The 14,980-nt window shown below is 49.0% G+C and carries 13 protein-coding genes and 1 riboswitch; all 13 genes read left to right on the top strand.

Going from position 1 to position 14,980, the window contains the following annotated elements:
• Positions 1-6 precede the first annotated feature (6 nt).
• The 13 genes from JZI27_RS19575 (at position 7) to JZI27_RS19515 (ending at position 14,878) form a co-directional block, all read left to right on the top strand.
• On the top strand, positions 7-972 hold the full coding sequence (locus tag JZI27_RS19575) for an SLAP domain-containing protein (RefSeq protein WP_280208827.1): 966 nt from the start codon (positions 7-9) through the stop codon (positions 970-972).
• 42 nt (positions 973-1,014) lie between these two features.
• Positions 1,015-2,007, top strand: coding sequence for an SLAP domain-containing protein (locus tag JZI27_RS19570; RefSeq protein ID WP_251243877.1), 993 nt, complete (start codon positions 1,015-1,017; stop codon positions 2,005-2,007).
• Between the two features lie 180 nt (positions 2,008-2,187).
• Positions 2,188-4,746 (top strand): S8 family serine peptidase, encoded by a 2,559-nt coding sequence (locus JZI27_RS19565; protein ID WP_280208855.1) that lies wholly within the window; start codon positions 2,188-2,190, stop codon positions 4,744-4,746.
• A 24-nt stretch (positions 4,747-4,770) separates the two neighbouring features.
• Positions 4,771-5,223, top strand: coding sequence for a hypothetical protein (locus JZI27_RS19560; protein WP_280208825.1), 453 nt, complete (start codon positions 4,771-4,773; stop codon positions 5,221-5,223).
• A 54-nt stretch (positions 5,224-5,277) separates the two neighbouring features.
• Positions 5,278-5,378, top strand: a riboswitch (SAM riboswitch).
• A gap of 136 nt (positions 5,379-5,514) precedes the next feature.
• Positions 5,515-6,726 (top strand): methionine adenosyltransferase, encoded by a 1,212-nt coding sequence (gene metK / locus JZI27_RS19555; protein WP_122907136.1) that lies wholly within the window; start codon positions 5,515-5,517, stop codon positions 6,724-6,726.
• A gap of 175 nt (positions 6,727-6,901) precedes the next feature.
• Positions 6,902-7,918: a polysaccharide deacetylase family protein gene (locus JZI27_RS19550; RefSeq protein WP_280208823.1), complete on the top strand. Its 1,017-nt coding sequence runs from the start codon at positions 6,902-6,904 to the stop codon at positions 7,916-7,918.
• A complete protein-coding gene (locus tag JZI27_RS19545; protein ID WP_280208821.1) occupies positions 7,915-9,057 on the top strand; it encodes a sensor histidine kinase in 1,143 nt (380 codons plus the stop codon). Before JZI27_RS19550 ends, JZI27_RS19545 begins: the two co-directional genes overlap by 4 nt.
• 37 nt (positions 9,058-9,094) lie before the next feature.
• Positions 9,095-9,802 carry a response regulator gene (locus JZI27_RS19540; protein ID WP_280208819.1) on the top strand — a complete coding sequence of 236 codons (708 nt, stop codon included), beginning with the start codon at positions 9,095-9,097 and terminating at the stop codon, positions 9,800-9,802.
• Between the two features lie 70 nt (positions 9,803-9,872).
• Positions 9,873-10,238 (top strand): glycosyltransferase family 2 protein, encoded by a 366-nt coding sequence (locus JZI27_RS19535; protein WP_280208818.1) that lies wholly within the window; start codon positions 9,873-9,875, stop codon positions 10,236-10,238.
• A 171-nt stretch (positions 10,239-10,409) separates the two neighbouring features.
• Complete coding sequence (locus tag JZI27_RS19530) at positions 10,410-11,540, top strand: Fic family protein (protein ID WP_280208817.1); 1,131 nt, start codon at positions 10,410-10,412, stop codon at positions 11,538-11,540.
• A 144-nt stretch (positions 11,541-11,684) separates the two neighbouring features.
• A complete protein-coding gene (locus JZI27_RS19525) occupies positions 11,685-13,571 on the top strand; it encodes an ATP-dependent helicase ComFA (protein ID WP_280208816.1) in 1,887 nt (628 codons plus the stop codon).
• Complete coding sequence (locus JZI27_RS19520) at positions 13,568-14,365, top strand: ComF family protein (RefSeq protein ID WP_280208813.1); 798 nt, start codon at positions 13,568-13,570, stop codon at positions 14,363-14,365. Before JZI27_RS19525 ends, JZI27_RS19520 begins: the two co-directional genes overlap by 4 nt.
• Positions 14,366-14,449: 84 nt before the next feature.
• Positions 14,450-14,878, top strand: coding sequence for a TIGR03826 family flagellar region protein (locus tag JZI27_RS19515; RefSeq protein ID WP_280208812.1), 429 nt, complete (start codon positions 14,450-14,452; stop codon positions 14,876-14,878).
• Positions 14,879-14,980: the final 102 nt, after the last annotated feature.

The raw sequence follows: 14,980 nt of genomic DNA, 5'->3' as shown, positions 1-14,980 counted from the left end.
TTATCCATGTTTTCCTTTTTTAAGAACTGGTTAAGCAAAGATCACGGGGACTCTCGTTCCATAGAAGATCTAAAAAAAGACATTCAGGAAGAGTCGGCAGTAGATGTCGAAGAATTACGCAATACAGAAGCTGAGTTTGAAGCTGCTGATGAAAAGCCAGCGAGCAGTCCTTCAAACATGATTCGTACAGATTTGTCGCTTCATCCTAACTGGGAGAAGCAGCTCGATTCAGAGAAAAAATACACCTTGCGCTTTTTACAAGCTGAGTTACCTGAAATGCGTCGGGGAATGATCAGTGTAACAGGCTTCAGTATGGTCCCGCAAAAAAATGGGATGACTGTGGCACTGTTTTTCCGCAATGCGACGGATCGTCCGGTTCGCATCAAAAATATTCGCTTGGCTATTTATCTGGATGACAAGCCTTTTGCACGGATGCCCGTTAATCTGGAGGAAATGGGTGCCATCCCGCCACATACGAGCCGTCCATGGGAAGTTCTTTTCCCGGAAGAAACCTATTTGCATGAGAACTACTCCTTCACACGCTGGAAAGTAGTAATGAAAGCTGGGAACAGCACACATGTATGGCCAACTACTCTCGAGCTCGATCCCGAGATGGAGCGCCGCATGACTACGCGCCAAAAGGATCGTCTGGAAGCAATGGTTCACACGCTGCCGCCAATCCCGGTCAACTCCATTGAAATTACCGGTTTTGACATCGGCTGGACGAAAGAGGATCAATTGGTGGTCGCTCTTCTGTTTAGAAATGGGCTGGAAATGGTATACGATCCAGACGAATTACAAATCGCTATTACTGACGAGGATCATGACTTGGTGGCGCAAGGGACATTAAATGCGAGCAAAATCAAGGTCAAGCCGGGTAATAGCCGCCCTTGGTTGATTGTGTTCCCGCCAAGCGCAGTGAAAAAGCGGGACGCCAACCTGCATAGATGGCATGTACATGTTCGAGAATAGCTTGGATTGAAATCCTTTGTATGGGAATGAGGAGGTTGACATATGAGTTGGTTATTGGAAAACTGGTTTGGGTCTAAAGAAAGCCTGGATCAAGTAAAAGAGGAAATTCATGAGAATCTGCACAAGGAATTCTACCTGGGGCTCTCTGGCATTGAAAACCCGGAGCAATCCTCAACGCGAGTTCCAGCCAAGGAATTGTATCTGGTTATGCACGGACCTTGGGACAGCAAGCTGGAGGATAACGAGGCTGAGCTGCTTCAATACGTTCACGATGAATTGCCTGCGGTTGTTCGTGATGAAGTAGGGGTTATTCCATTCTATACGCAAGTGACCGAAGAAGGTTATCTCGTGCTTACGTACATTCGCAATGCAAGTTCACGTGGAGTATTGCTGCAAAGACTGCCTCTGATTCTATTGACACCAGAAGGTGAAGTTGTAGCGAAGAAAATCTTTGATCTGACACCGCTTGGCCCAGTGGGAGAAATGTCCAGCCGTCCTGCCGAGTTCTTGTTCCGCTGGGAAGAATTCGATAAGGTGCCTGAAAAAGAGGTTCCTTTGACACTCGCTTATAAAAAAGTGGTTGTGAAGAAGAACGAAGTTCAAGACACAGAGACTGGTGGATTGACTCCAAAAGAGGTCGATCAATATTCGGCAAAGCTGGCTATGATCGATCCTTTGGGAGAAGGTGAAGTCGACCTTCAAGTGCTGGATGTGCAGGCGAGCGATGAAAGTGGCTTGAAGATTGTCGTTGCTTTCCGCAATGGTCTGGAGAAGCGTCTGGAATTTACCGAGGTTCCAATCATTGTTTCCGATAAATCCGGAGACAGTGTAGCGAAAGTACATTTCACGCTGGAAAACATGAAGGTTGCAGCGAAAAGCAACAAGCTGTGGCTGTTTGAAATCCCGGCATCCTCCCTGTCGAAACCAGTAGTGAACATAGCGGAACTGACAGCTTTCATTCCGAAAGCAAGACAGCAGAAAAAAGCTTCCACTAATGTAACACCGGCATCTGATAATAAGGATCTCCTGCAATAAAAAGTGCCCCCTTTTTGCCGATGGTAAGAAGGGGGTTCTCGTTTGCGCAAGATTCCAAATATTGGATATCCGAGGTTGCACTTCATGGATTTGTTCCGTATGCTTATGAGATAGGCTTTAATACCTGCATTCCTTTGTACTGCGCTTTATTGGCAGGGGAGGGGAAGGACTGTAAAAGTGATGAAAAGATGGGTAGGGGCAATGCTTGCTGTCATCGTGGGGGTCGTCATGATGATGGCAGATATTCAACCAGTTGCAGCTGCGACGGACACAAACGACCCTTACTTTGGGAATCAGATTCACCTGTCACAGATTAAGGCTACAAAAGCCTGGGATACGGTAAAGAGCAACACCTCCATAACCATAGCCGTGCTCGATACTGGAGCTGATTACCGACATCCCGATTTGAAGGATAATTTGCTGCCTGGTATTAACCTGGTCAACCCAGGGAAATCGGCGCAGGATGACAATGGACATGGAACAGAGGTCACAGGGGTTTTAGCCGCAGAAGGAAATAACGGCATTGGAGTATCCGGTGTTCTCTGGAAAGCAAGGATTTTGCCCATTAAGGTTCTGGACAAGAATGCCGTGGCGGATTTGGACCTGGTGGCAAAAGGCATTCATGCGGCTTTGGACAGAGGAGCCAAAGTGATTCTGATGTCCGTCAGTAGTATGTCCTACTCTCCGGCGTTGACGAATGCAGTGAATCGGGCGGAGGCAAACGGAGCTGTACTGGTGGCTGCCAGTGGCAACGAGGGAGATCGTGTTGCCTATCCGGCTGCTTATCCAACTGTTATTGCGGTCGGTGGGGTAAAGGCGAACAATGAGCCGATCATAGAATCGAACTCCGGTCCTGAACTGAACTTGATGGCAACTGGACTGAATGTCTATACAACCAAGCTGGGTGGAAAGTACGGTGGCTTCAGCGGCACCTCGGCAGCTGCTCCACAAGTAGCTGGTGCAGCCGCGCTGGTTCTAGAACGGCACCCCAAGCTTCGGCCGATCGATGTCCGACAGTTGCTGTACCAGACGGCGACTGACCTGGGAACACCAGGGTGGGACAAGCGGACAGGATATGGCCTGCTCGATATTCAAAAGGCTGTTCGCTCGCCTATGTCGATGGACTTCTTAGAACCCAATAACACGCAATCGCAGGCAAAGGCATTTCCGATTGAGTCGCAGATTAGAGGCAATTTAGGCCCAAACGATACGGTTGACTGGTATTGGATGGATATTCCTTACGATGGGAAGGTAACCTTCAAAGCAAATGTTTCGGTTGGACTCGCTTCACCGATGGCGGCAACCTTTTATTCCGACAAGCGTTCACCCGTGACCCATTACATAGGGAATGGCGACACCCTGACTGTACCGGTGAAAGCAGGAAGAATGTCAATCAAGCTGGTCCGAAATGGTGGGGTTTCTGCTTTTACGTATGTCCTGACCAGCAAGTTTTCCATCAATCCGGATCGTTACGAACCGAATAATACGATGGAAACAGCGAGGCCGCTAGTAGGCAATCAGATCAGTGTCACCGGAAATTTCCATGAGGAGCGGGACCAAGACTGGTTTTCCTATTATGTGCGCGAATACGGCTCGATGGATGTTACCGTGACACCAGATACCAAGCGGATGGATTTGGTATTAAACATCGGGAAGCAGGAGGGGACGCAAACGAAGTGGGACCCTGCCTACGACAGCGGAGATCGGGATGACCCGACTGAGCGGGTACAGAAAGAGGTTTCCCCTGGAAAGTACTTCATACGAGTAAGTGAGTATGAACAGAACGCGGTAAATGCTGAGTATACGCTGGATTTGAATTTTACTCCGGTGAAAAAAGATCCAAATGAACCGAATGATACGTATCGGCAGGCTTCTCCGTTGGAGGGCGGGTATTTGATGACTGGCACGTTCCCGACGGCTACGGATACAGACTGGTTTCAATTTACCGTCAATAAGGAATCTTATGTCAGCATTCGCGCTCCATTTGTTCCGGTTCCAAGCGGGATGAGGATCGCGCTCTATAGCAATAGCAACCTGGATTACGCGATTGCGACGACAAACATGGTGGCTCAGCTGTCAGATCAAGGCAAAGAAGTGTTGGGCGTACGTTTGCAACCAGGGAAGTACTATATTCGTCTAAATAGTGCGACGTCGTTCAAATATGATTTGTACCGCCTGACTGTCAATCAGCAGGAACTGATCGCAGGCTATCGCGATATTTCTACGCACTGGGCACGCAATGAAATTGTCCGCTTGAGCAGCAAGGGAGTCGTCAAGGGCTTTGATGATGCGACATTCAAGCCCGATCAGGCTGTGACAAGAGCACAGTTTGCCACGATGCTGATCCAGGCCATGAAGGCGAATCGCATGCAGGTAGGCACTTATTCAGGAAAAACGACATTTACGGACCTGTCGAGAAGTCACTGGGCTTATAATAATATGGGACTAGCTTATCAATTGGGAATCATTAAAGGGTATCCCAATCGGCAGATGAAGCCCGATCAAGCGATTTCGCGTGCGGAGATGGCAGCGATGGTGGCCAGAGCGCACAATGTTCTCTGGTATCCGCGAAGTGTTTCCAGCTACCGAGACGTGCCTACGAGCCACTGGGCTTCACCAGCGATCGAGGCCCTCACCACTAGAGAGTGGTTGCGCGGATACGGCAGCCTGTTTAAACCTACAGGGATTGCCACACGTGCCGAGGTTGTCGTGCTGATCTCCAAGTCTTACAAACTATAGAGATGAAATTGGGGAGGAACAACGATGAAGAAGTTTACAAAAGGATTGATAGCGGTAATGGTTGGGGGAATGGCGTTGTTCACATCCCAGGCGATGGCTGATGGAGTGAGCGGTGTACCGGGTTCAGTTGATGATCCAGTGGTGACCAAAAGCTACGTGGACAAAGCGATTCAGGCATTGGGTGGAAGCGCAGGTGGCAGCAGCCTGACTGTCGTAGAGCTGTATCCAGGAAGCACGTTGTACGGCTTTGAAGGGACTGAATTTATCGTTCGGACCGGACAAGTTCAGGCCGTAGCGGGAAATAATGGCGACGGTTTAACAGACTTGACTGCTGGGGCCGATTTGCGCGCAGGAGCCAGTGTTGGCCACAATCATCTTCTCCTGATTGCAAGGTCCGACAACCGTGGCTTGCGTCTGGCTCCACAATACGATGGGGTCGCTCACATCATGGTTCGGGGCAAGTACGAACTGCGTTAAGTTGTCTATTGACACCACTGGAAAAAACAATTATTCTAGAATCCGTAATGGATACTCTTATCCAGAGCAGGCGGAGGGACTGGCCCTATGAAGCCCGGCAACCGACTAGAGCGGTGCTAACCAGCAGAACGGACATCTGTTCTGGCCGATAAGAGGATGAAGGAAGCATAAAGCGCGCAAACCTTTTCCTCCCTATATGGTGGAAAAGGTTTTTTTTGCCTGCATTTACGTCGATAAAATCCTGACTCGGCTACCACACTATTTGTATGAGGTCAAAGGAGGTTTTTTCTCATGGCTTTGCAAAAAGGTCGTCGTCTGTTCACATCTGAATCCGTAACTGAAGGACATCCGGATAAAATATGTGACCAAATTTCCGATTCCATTCTTGACGCAATCCTGTCAAAAGATCCGAATGCTCGTGTTGCTTGCGAGACATCCGTAACAACAGGTCTGGTACTCGTAGCGGGTGAGATTACCACCAACACTTACGTGGACATTCAAAAACTGGTTCGTGAAACGATTCGCGAAATCGGTTATGATCGCGCTAAGTTCGGCTTCGATGCAGATACTTGCGGTGTTATCACAGCGATCGGTGAACAATCTGCTGACATTGCGCTTGGAGTAGACCAAGCTCTGGAAGCGCGTGAAGGTAAAATGACCGATGAGCAGATCGAGGCAATTGGTGCTGGTGACCAAGGTTTGATGTTTGGCTTTGCTTGCAATGAAACGCCAGAGCTGATGCCTTTGCCAATCAGCATGGCTCACCAACTGGCTCGCCGTTTGACAGAAGTGCGTAAAGACGGCACACTGTCCTATCTGCGTCCTGATGGTAAAACGCAAGTAACGGTTGAATACGATGGCGACAAGCCTGTTCGTATCGACACCATCGTTATTTCTACGCAGCACGCACCAGAAACTACCCTGGAGCAAATTCAAAAGGACCTGACTGAACTGGTGATCAAGCCTGTAGTTCCTGCTGAATTGCTGGACGCAGAAACCAAGTACTTCATCAACCCGACAGGCCGTTTCGTAATCGGAGGACCTCAAGGGGATGCTGGATTGACTGGACGCAAAATCATCGTAGATACGTACGGCGGTTATGCACGTCACGGCGGTGGCGCGTTCTCCGGTAAAGATCCAACCAAAGTAGACCGTTCCGGTGCTTATGCAGCGCGCTATGTAGCCAAAAACATCGTGGCTGCTGGCTTGGCTGACAAGTGCGAGGTGCAGGTAGCTTACGCTATTGGTGTAGCACAACCTGTTTCTATCGCAGTTGATACGTTTGGAACAGGAACCATTTCGGAAGAAGATCTGGTTAAGCTGGTTCGCAAGCATTTTGACCTGCGCCCTGCAGGAATCATCAAACAGCTGGATCTGCGTCGTCCTATCTACAAACAGACAGCGGCTTACGGTCACTTCGGTCGCAACGACCTGAATGTTCCTTGGGAGCTCACAGACAAAGCAGATGCATTGAAACAAGACGCTAGCCAATTGGCAAAATAATAAACGTAAAAAAGAGCCTAGTCGCGATACTGGGCTCTTTTTCTGTGAAAAATGTCTAACGGCAATGACCGTTTATTGTATAATCTTCCACCTTTATTGGATAGCAGTGCATAAAGGAATTTTTCAGTGTCTGTCGAATTTCTTTAGAGTAGAAGAAGAGGAGGAGGGGGTACTCTTGCCGAAGAAAAGGCTCTTCCTTCTCATGTTCGTGATCTTTCTGCTCATGTTCGTCATTGTCGGATTGCTCTTAGGGCAACGCCTGGTAAAAAATAATACTCTCGAAGTGCAACCTTTTCCTCAGGTGAACACGTCAATAAGCACAAGTGAACCAATAGTTGCTGAGTCGAACGTCACAACGGTAGAAGAAACAGCTGTTCCGCGCAAACAGTGGTACCGCGATCAGGTTGTCGTTTTGTCTTATCATCACGTAGCAGAGCAATCGAATCAACCCTATGCTCTGTCTCCTGATCAATTTGCTCAGCACATGTCTTTTTTACACAAAAATGATTTGCATCCGATAACATTAACAGAGTTTGTGCAATTCATGAATACGGGGAGTCTGCCGACTGCCAATGCCGTACTGATTACCTTTGACGATGGATACGAGAGCTATTACACAGAAGCATTTCCGATCATGCGTACATACAACTATCCATCCGTCAATTTTGCTATTGCGGGCCGTGTGAGAGATGTAGCAGAAAGAAAGCGGGAAAATATGACGACACCCCTTTCCCGACAACAGGTAAAGGAACTGGTCGCAACGGGGCTAGCCGATTTTGGCTCCCACACCTACAGCTTACATGGAGAAAAAGAGCGAAATGAATGGGGAGAGATGGGGCCTGTGACCGCCCCCGTCTATTTGGAAGATTTGCAACGCCTGGAAAAGGAGAAAGAATATCGAGATCGGCTCTATGTGGATTTTAGCATGTCGAGGATCGGTTTGAGTGATTGGTTGGGACGTCCTGTTGAGGTACTCTCCTTGCCATATGGCTACACCAACCCCGTCGTTCTGGAGACAGCGAAGCAGGCCGGTTACCGATTTGTCTTTAATTCTACTCCGGGTGTGGTAACGAGTCAGACAGATCCTTTTGCAATTACTCGATTTGACGTCGGGACACGCAATATGGACCTGGAGAAGCTCCATCAACTTTTCACGAATGCGAAAAACACGTTTGAAGGAGAGCAGTCATGAACAAAGCAATCGACATCAGCGTGCTCGATGGAGTCATCAAACGAACAATTGAAACAGTGGAAACGAGTAAAAGCCAAATTTTTGATATAGCAGAGAATGCCAGACAGCAAGGAAATTCGATGAAGCTGGATCTTCACGAGCTGCGTCAGGAAATCTCAAAGGTGATTCAAAAGGTGGATGCACTGGAGCTTGCCTATCGCAAATCCCGTAATCGACTTGTTTTGGTGAGCCGCAATTTTCATATGTACACCGAGGAAGATATTCGGATTGCCTATGAAGAAGCGAGTCGAATCCAGGTGGATCTTTCTATTTTCCGTGAACGGGAAAACAACCTGAAGCGCAGGCGAAACGATTTGGAGCGACAGCTGCGCACGTTGGAGGAGACCATCGTACGCGCAGAAAAGCTTGTCTCCCAAATGGGGGTTGTGCTGGGGTATCTGACTGGTGATTTAAGTAAAATCGGCGAGGCGCTGGAATCGGCCAAGCAGCATCAGTTGATGAATTTGAAGGTCATTCAGGCACAAGAGGAAGAACGCAAGCGGGTAGCGCGTGAAATCCATGATGGACCAGCGCAGTCGATGGCAAATGTCGTACTTCGCTCCGAAATCGTAGAACGCATGCTGAAGAACGAGCGCATCCTCGAAGCGCAGATGGAACTGCATGAGTTAAAAGAAATGGTTCGAATGAGTTTATCAGATGTGAGACGAATTATTTTTGATCTTCGTCCGATGGCATTGGATGATTTGGGGCTGGTTCCGACCTTGCAAAAATATATCAGAACGTGCGAGGAACGCATTGAAACCACGATTGATCTGGTCGTATTTGGTGTGGAGCCGCCGCTGCGAAGCTCGGTGAAGGCCGCTATATTTCGATTGGTGCAGGAATGTTTGAACAATGTGGAAAAGCATGCCAATGCGAATACAGTACAGGTCAAACTGGAATTTTTGCAGGAATCTTTGCGTTTAGTCGTGAAGGACGATGGCATCGGTTTTGATTTGAATGAACGGATGGCTACAGGTGGCTCCTTTGGGCTTTTGGGAATGAATGAGCGAACACAGCTCTTGGAAGGAGAAATTGAAGTACAGTCAGCTCCTGGAGAGGGTACGAAGGTATTGTTCCAGATTCCACTCAAAATATGAACGAGCGACATAAATAATCTGAATAGGGGGAAGAACCATGGAAAAGAGACAGCAAGAGCTCCGGATCGTAATTGTAGACGACCATCAATTGTTTCGCGAAGGCGTAAAGCGTATTTTGGAGATGGAGAACGATTTTAAGGTGGTCGGCGAGGGAGCTGACGGTGGAGACGCTTCTAAGCTGGCGGAAGAATACAAGCCTGACGTGCTGCTGATGGATATCAACATGCCGAATATCAATGGTGTCTCTGCAACTGAAAGTGTGATTTCCGCCAGTCCAGATACACGTGTAATCATGCTTTCCATTCACGATGATGAGGGCTATGTTTACCGAACGCTTCGTTCAGGTGCATCGGGTTATCTTTTGAAGGAAATGGGAACATCTGACCTGGTGGATGCCGTAAGGGTTGTCGCAAGTGGCGGGGCATACATACATCCCAAGGTAACGGGAAAACTGATTGAAGAGTTTAGACGGCTGAGTGAGCAAGAAGGGGCATCAGAACGCAGCTATGCCACTGATGATACCCATACGGTAGATCCGAGTATCATCGAATCCTTGACGCGCCGTGAACGCGAAGTCTTGCAGCTGATGGCAGAAGGAAAGAGCAACAGAGCGATTGGCGAGTTTTTGTTTATCAGTGAAAAGACGGTTAAGAATCACGTGAGCAGTATCTTGCAAAAATTAAACGTACAAGACCGTACGCAAGCAGTAGTTAATTCCATTAAAAACGGCTGGGTTAAATTGTAATTTGCAGTCCTTGTAGTCCCCTGTCCAAGCCATCTGGCATACCTTGTAAGGTAGAGGAGGTATGACCGTGATGGCAGATATGGTGGTATGGCTGTTAGCGACGTTCGGCTGCTCCTCTTTGTTGGTGATGCTGCTCGAGCGGATGACTGACAGGATGGGCAGCGCGGCTGAGTTCCCTGATGAGCATTATCGATTGCTGCTCCGTGATTCGGAGCAGGTGCTGGAGGGTGTCATTCGTCGCTTGCTGTTCCGTTCTTATTGGAGCGGCAAGTCGATACGAATTACCCTGCAGGATGAAGGATCTGTGGATGATACCAAGAAAATGGCTGCCTTGTATGAACGTTATCCGTATTGCTGGTCCACAGACGGTCATCATGGACTGGCGCAGACCAAGGCGATTATCATTGACTTGAGGCAAGAGAAGGCAGGAGCTTAGCCATCTGGAGATGGGTGAGCTTTGCGAAATGGAAAAGAGCCGGTGTGCTCTTTTTTTGTTTTCGAAAGGTTGCGAGCGAATAGCGAATAAATAGCGAATAAATAGCGAATAAATAACGAGGAAATAACATTGAATAGCGAATGTCCAGAAGTGAGAAAGGGGGGCAGTTTTGTGTATCAACCACGATTCAAATATAACGATAGGATCGTAAAATCCTTAATGTCTATTGAAAAATATAAAAATACAGTTGAAATGCTTCCTCTCCCAAAAGACATTGAAAAAGAATTGCGTAAAGAAGCAAAACTAAAAATGACTCATTATTCGACCAGAATTGAAGGGAATCCCTTGGGCTTGGAAGAAGTTTCTGAGGCCATTATGAAAAATCGTGATCGGCAAGGGTTAAAGGCAGAACAAGAGGTGCGGAATTATTGGAATGCGCTATCCTTTTTAAGTACTTCGAGAAGGCTGAAGATTCCTATCAGTGAAGATTTTATAAAGCGATTGCATTCTATCATTGAAATCAGGGGCTCAGGAAGAAGAACGGAAGAAAGTGAATATAGGGGTCCTACGAGACCTGGGGTGTTATTTGCAGTTTATGACAGTGTGACAGGACAACCTGAATATATTCCGCCAGAAGCAAATGATGTACCACAACTAATGAAATCATTTGTTGCTTGGGTTAATAGTGATGATGCCAGAGATTTGCCTGCACCTATTCGAGCGGGGATCGCAGCTTACCAACTCTTAACGATTCATCCGTTTTATGATGGAAATGGACGAACAGCACGGGCTCTCGCTACATATATCCTTAGTATCGAAGGCTATGATTTGAAGGGATTTAATTCGATGGAAGAGTACTATGTGTCAGATCTCCAAGGTTATTACACAAAATTACAAATGAATCTCCCTGTGTTGTATTACGATGGAAGAAACAACCCGCCTGATTTGGCGCCTTGGCTCGAGTACTTCGTCTTGATCATGGAAAAAGCCTCTCAGAAAGTAGCTCGTATTGCTCAAAATAAGTATAAACAGCATATCGACCCAAGAGTGAATAAATTAGAGCCGCGTGAATTGATTGTCGTAAAACTATTATTGACCAAGAATGGCGAGATCACTCCAAAGGAAATTGCGGGCGAGTTTAATGTTGTTACCAGAACAATAACAGAATGGGCAAAGGAATGGATAAGAAAAGGGATAATTGAACCTGCTAGTGGAACAGAAAGAATACGTACATACAAGATAGGCAGGGCATACAGTGACCTAACTTTAAGTGATCACGGTTATGTAGAAACGGATCAATAAGACCGCATCAATTAAGCCGTTTTAAGTAAAGAGCGAATGAATAATGAAGTAGGGACCTATTTTGAAGCGGGTCCCCTTTTTATTTGCACTTCCCGCTGTCTTTTTGCAAACTGTGGACAAGGATGCAGAACGGGGGGAGTTCATGTGCGAGAGTACTTGTTGTATGTGAAAGTCGGGCGGGAGCCGATCAAGGCCTACGTGACACCTTGCTTTCAAGTAGACCAGCACTTCTGGCAGGAGAAGGAGGGAAGCCAACTCTATGTGATCGGCCGCACGCCCTCGCTAGCGATGGCCTTCTCCTTGCGTGAACGGTTACATCAGTATTTGCAGGAAAGGCAGGCCAGCACTGTCAATGAGCAGGCATTGGCTGGGATGAGACAGATCGCGCTTACCGGTGTTCGCGAGTCTAACGCTCTGTACGGCGACACCTTCTCAGATGATCAGGGTAAGTCGTCGAGCGAGTGGTTTGAATGGCGGGAAGGAATTGCCGAACAGGAGGACGGCAGCAGCCCATTATCGATGCGAGGAGACGTTGAACTGGTAAAAGAGGTGCTGGCAGGCAGAGCCCTGCTGTGGGAGGAGCTGGAGAGGCTGCTGCAGACGCATGGAATAGCAGTGCCGGATCTGCCGCAGCTCTTGCAGCGGTTGGTGCTGTCGGGAGACGCGCAGTGGCTTCCAGGGGTGCGTTTGCAAGTCAGGAAAAGCTGGCTGCGCCACTCCCTGGAGCTGGGGTGCACGAGATGCGGCAGCGGCAAGGAGAAAATCGAATTGACAACCTGTCACACTTGCGGACAAGGCTGCGCGTACTGCACGGAGTGTCTCGGCATGGGGCGGAGCAAGTGCTGTACGCCTTTTCTATGTGTGCCAGCCAAAAGAGCTCCCTCCTCTCATACAGGTCATGCAGGGCGCCTGGCATGGTCTGGACGCTACTCCCGGGATCAGGAGGTAGCGGCGGACCGAGCGCGCCAGTTTGTGCTCAATCACTGGGGGAGAAACGCGGAGTTCCTGATCTGGGCAGTCTGTGGGGCAGGAAAGACGGAGCTTCTATTCCCTTCCGTCGTCGCGGCATTGGAACAGGGGGAAAGGGTGCTGATCGCCACCCCGCGAAAGGACGTAGTATTGGAGTTGGCTCCACGGATTCAGCGTGTTTTTCCAGAAGCACGTGTCATTGCCGTGCATGGTTCAAGCAAGGAAAAGTGGGAGGATTGCGATATCGCGATCGCCACAACTCACCAGGTCATGCGTTTTTACCAACGTTTTTTTCTGGTAGTGCTGGACGAGGTAGACGCGTTTCCCTATCATCAGAATCCAGTCCTGTATCGAGCGGTGGCCCGCGCCGTTAAGACAGGCGGGAAAATCCTCTATCTGAGCGCAACGCCACCGCGCTATCTGCAAAAGAAGCTCGTAACCAAGCAGAAATCACTTCTTGGCCGATCGTCTTTCGCCCCGTTTTCTCCAAGTCATGTCCTGTTGCCTGGACGCTATCATGGTCATGCGCTGCCTGTTCCACAGATTTGTACGGTATCGGGATTGGACAAGCGGCTCGCGGCTGGCAGAGTGATCACGCCTCTTCACGATATGTTGAAAACATCACTGGATGCCGGGCGTCAGGTGTTTGTATTCGTGCCGCGCATTGAAGAGGTGCCGCGTATGCTGGGCTATCTGCAGGTCATGTTGCCTGATTATCGGGAAGGGATGGCAGGCGTTCATGCTTCGGACCCTGCCCGCGAGGAAAAAGTAATGGCGTTTCGTGAAAAAGCGGTCAAGCTGATGGTGACGACGACGATTCTTGAGCGGGGCGTGACGATTCCGGGGAGTGATGTGGCGGTGGTAGGGGCACAGGCCCCTGTCTTTGATGAAGCTTCTCTGGTGCAAATCGCCGGGCGTGTCGGTCGCTCCCCCGATGATCCGCAGGGTACAGTCCTTTTTGTGCAAAGCTATCGGGCATCCGCTCCTCAGGCAGCCGTGCACCAAATCACGCAGATGAATCAGCTTGCCAAGCTGCTGCGTGACAGGAGGGAAATGGCATGAGCCAACGGGGCTGTGTCAGATGCGGTTTACGAGTCGCTGCCCGGAATCAGCGGGAGGCGGTTGTGCGGAGCTGGGCAGTCCGATTGTCTGGAAGAACAAGCTACGCTCATATGTATCGCCTGGTGGATCAGCTCCCTCTATGTGCTGGTTGTCTTGAGGAAATGCCGGTGATTGGGGAGCAAATCTGTGAACAATGCGGGCGGAGCTGGGAGCATCAGGTGCAGCAGAATCTGCTGGAGAGTGGGGAGCTGCGATGCAGAGACTGCCGAGCAATAGGCGAAGATGCCCTTGTAGGAAACCGGGGGCTGCTACTCTATGACGAGTGGGGAAAGGATCTGCTTGGCTTTTATAAATACCGCGGAGATGAGCGATTGGCTGACTTTTTCGGCAAACTGCTGACGCTTGCTATCTATCGCTATTTTCGTTCTGGACAATTTGATTATCTGGTGGCGGTTCCCTTGCACGCAAAACGCTTGAGCGAGCGTGGCTTCAACCAAATGGAAAGAGTAGCGGGACGACTCAGTCGAGCCATTGGTGTGCCAGTGCAGGATGCTTTGACACGTACGAAAGAGACGGCCAAGCTCAGTCAGCAGACAGGACGTGAAGTGCGCATTCATAGCATGCAGGATGCTTTTGCCTGGAAGGGAGAAGCTGCCCACCCCAAAAAGCCATCCCGAATCCTCTTGCTTGATGACATCTATACCACGGGCTCCACGCTTCGGGCCTGTGCGCAAGCCATTCATCATGTTGAAACTGTAAAATCATATATTTGGTCCTTGACAATTTACCGATAATACAGATAGAAACAAATGGCAATTTGCGTTATGATGGGACTAGATACTTGATTGCGAAAATTGAAGAGGGCAAGGGGGAAACATATGTCTTTGGGCAGTTTATCGAATTGTTCGCGTTGTGATGCCTTGTTTGTAAGGGTGGCTCGTGACATTTGCCCCAAATGTTATCAGGAAGTAGAGAAAGAATACGAGATCTGCGCCAAGTTTTTGCGCAAACGGGAAAATCGCGGTTCCAATATTCACCAAGTCAGCGACGCAACTGGTGTCAGCGTAAAGCAAATTACGAAATTCATCAAAGAAGGACGTATCTCTGTTGATGGAAACCCGGAGTTGGGCTATCCATGCGAGAGTTGCGGGTTTCTGATTCGCAAGGGAAATATCTGTGAATCCTGCATGCGCGGACTGAAGCATGACATCACCCAGGACCTCGCTGTCGAAAAACGTCTGGAAGAACAAGAAAAAACGCAGGAAATGGTCGCAGCCTATCGAAGAAAGCAGAATCGAGACGAATGAATACTCCCTCCACCTGTAGAGGTGGGGGTTTCTTGGTGTGCCACGCATGGCGATTAACTAGGTGGTGAAAGTCCACTGTGGGGGTTTGTAGTTACCAACCAC

Source organism: Brevibacillus sp. AY1, from assembly GCF_029870785.1.
In the GTDB taxonomy this organism is placed as follows: Bacteria; Bacillota; Bacilli; order Brevibacillales; family Brevibacillaceae; genus Brevibacillus; species Brevibacillus invocatus.
This window is presented reverse-complemented; position numbering and strand designations above follow the sequence as displayed.

Excerpts from the sequence above, each read along its gene's own strand:
- JZI27_RS19575 (WP_280208827.1), top strand. The coding sequence starts at position 7 with ATGTTTTCCTTTTTTAAGAACTGGTTAAGCAAAGATCACGGGGACTCT.
- JZI27_RS19570 (WP_251243877.1), top strand. The coding sequence starts at position 1,015 with ATGAGTTGGTTATTGGAAAACTGGTTTGGGTCTAAAGAAAGCCTGGAT.
- JZI27_RS19565 (WP_280208855.1), top strand. The coding sequence starts at position 2,188 with ATGAAAAGATGGGTAGGGGCAATGCTTGCTGTCATCGTGGGGGTCGTC.
- JZI27_RS19560 (WP_280208825.1), top strand. The coding sequence starts at position 4,771 with ATGAAGAAGTTTACAAAAGGATTGATAGCGGTAATGGTTGGGGGAATG.
- metK (WP_122907136.1), top strand. The coding sequence starts at position 5,515 with ATGGCTTTGCAAAAAGGTCGTCGTCTGTTCACATCTGAATCCGTAACT.
- JZI27_RS19545 (WP_280208821.1), top strand. The coding sequence starts at position 7,915 with ATGAACAAAGCAATCGACATCAGCGTGCTCGATGGAGTCATCAAACGA.
- JZI27_RS19540 (WP_280208819.1), top strand. The coding sequence starts at position 9,095 with ATGGAAAAGAGACAGCAAGAGCTCCGGATCGTAATTGTAGACGACCAT.
- JZI27_RS19535 (WP_280208818.1), top strand. The coding sequence starts at position 9,873 with ATGGCAGATATGGTGGTATGGCTGTTAGCGACGTTCGGCTGCTCCTCT.
- JZI27_RS19520 (WP_280208813.1), top strand. The coding sequence starts at position 13,568 with ATGAGCCAACGGGGCTGTGTCAGATGCGGTTTACGAGTCGCTGCCCGG.
- JZI27_RS19515 (WP_280208812.1), top strand. The coding sequence starts at position 14,450 with ATGTCTTTGGGCAGTTTATCGAATTGTTCGCGTTGTGATGCCTTGTTT.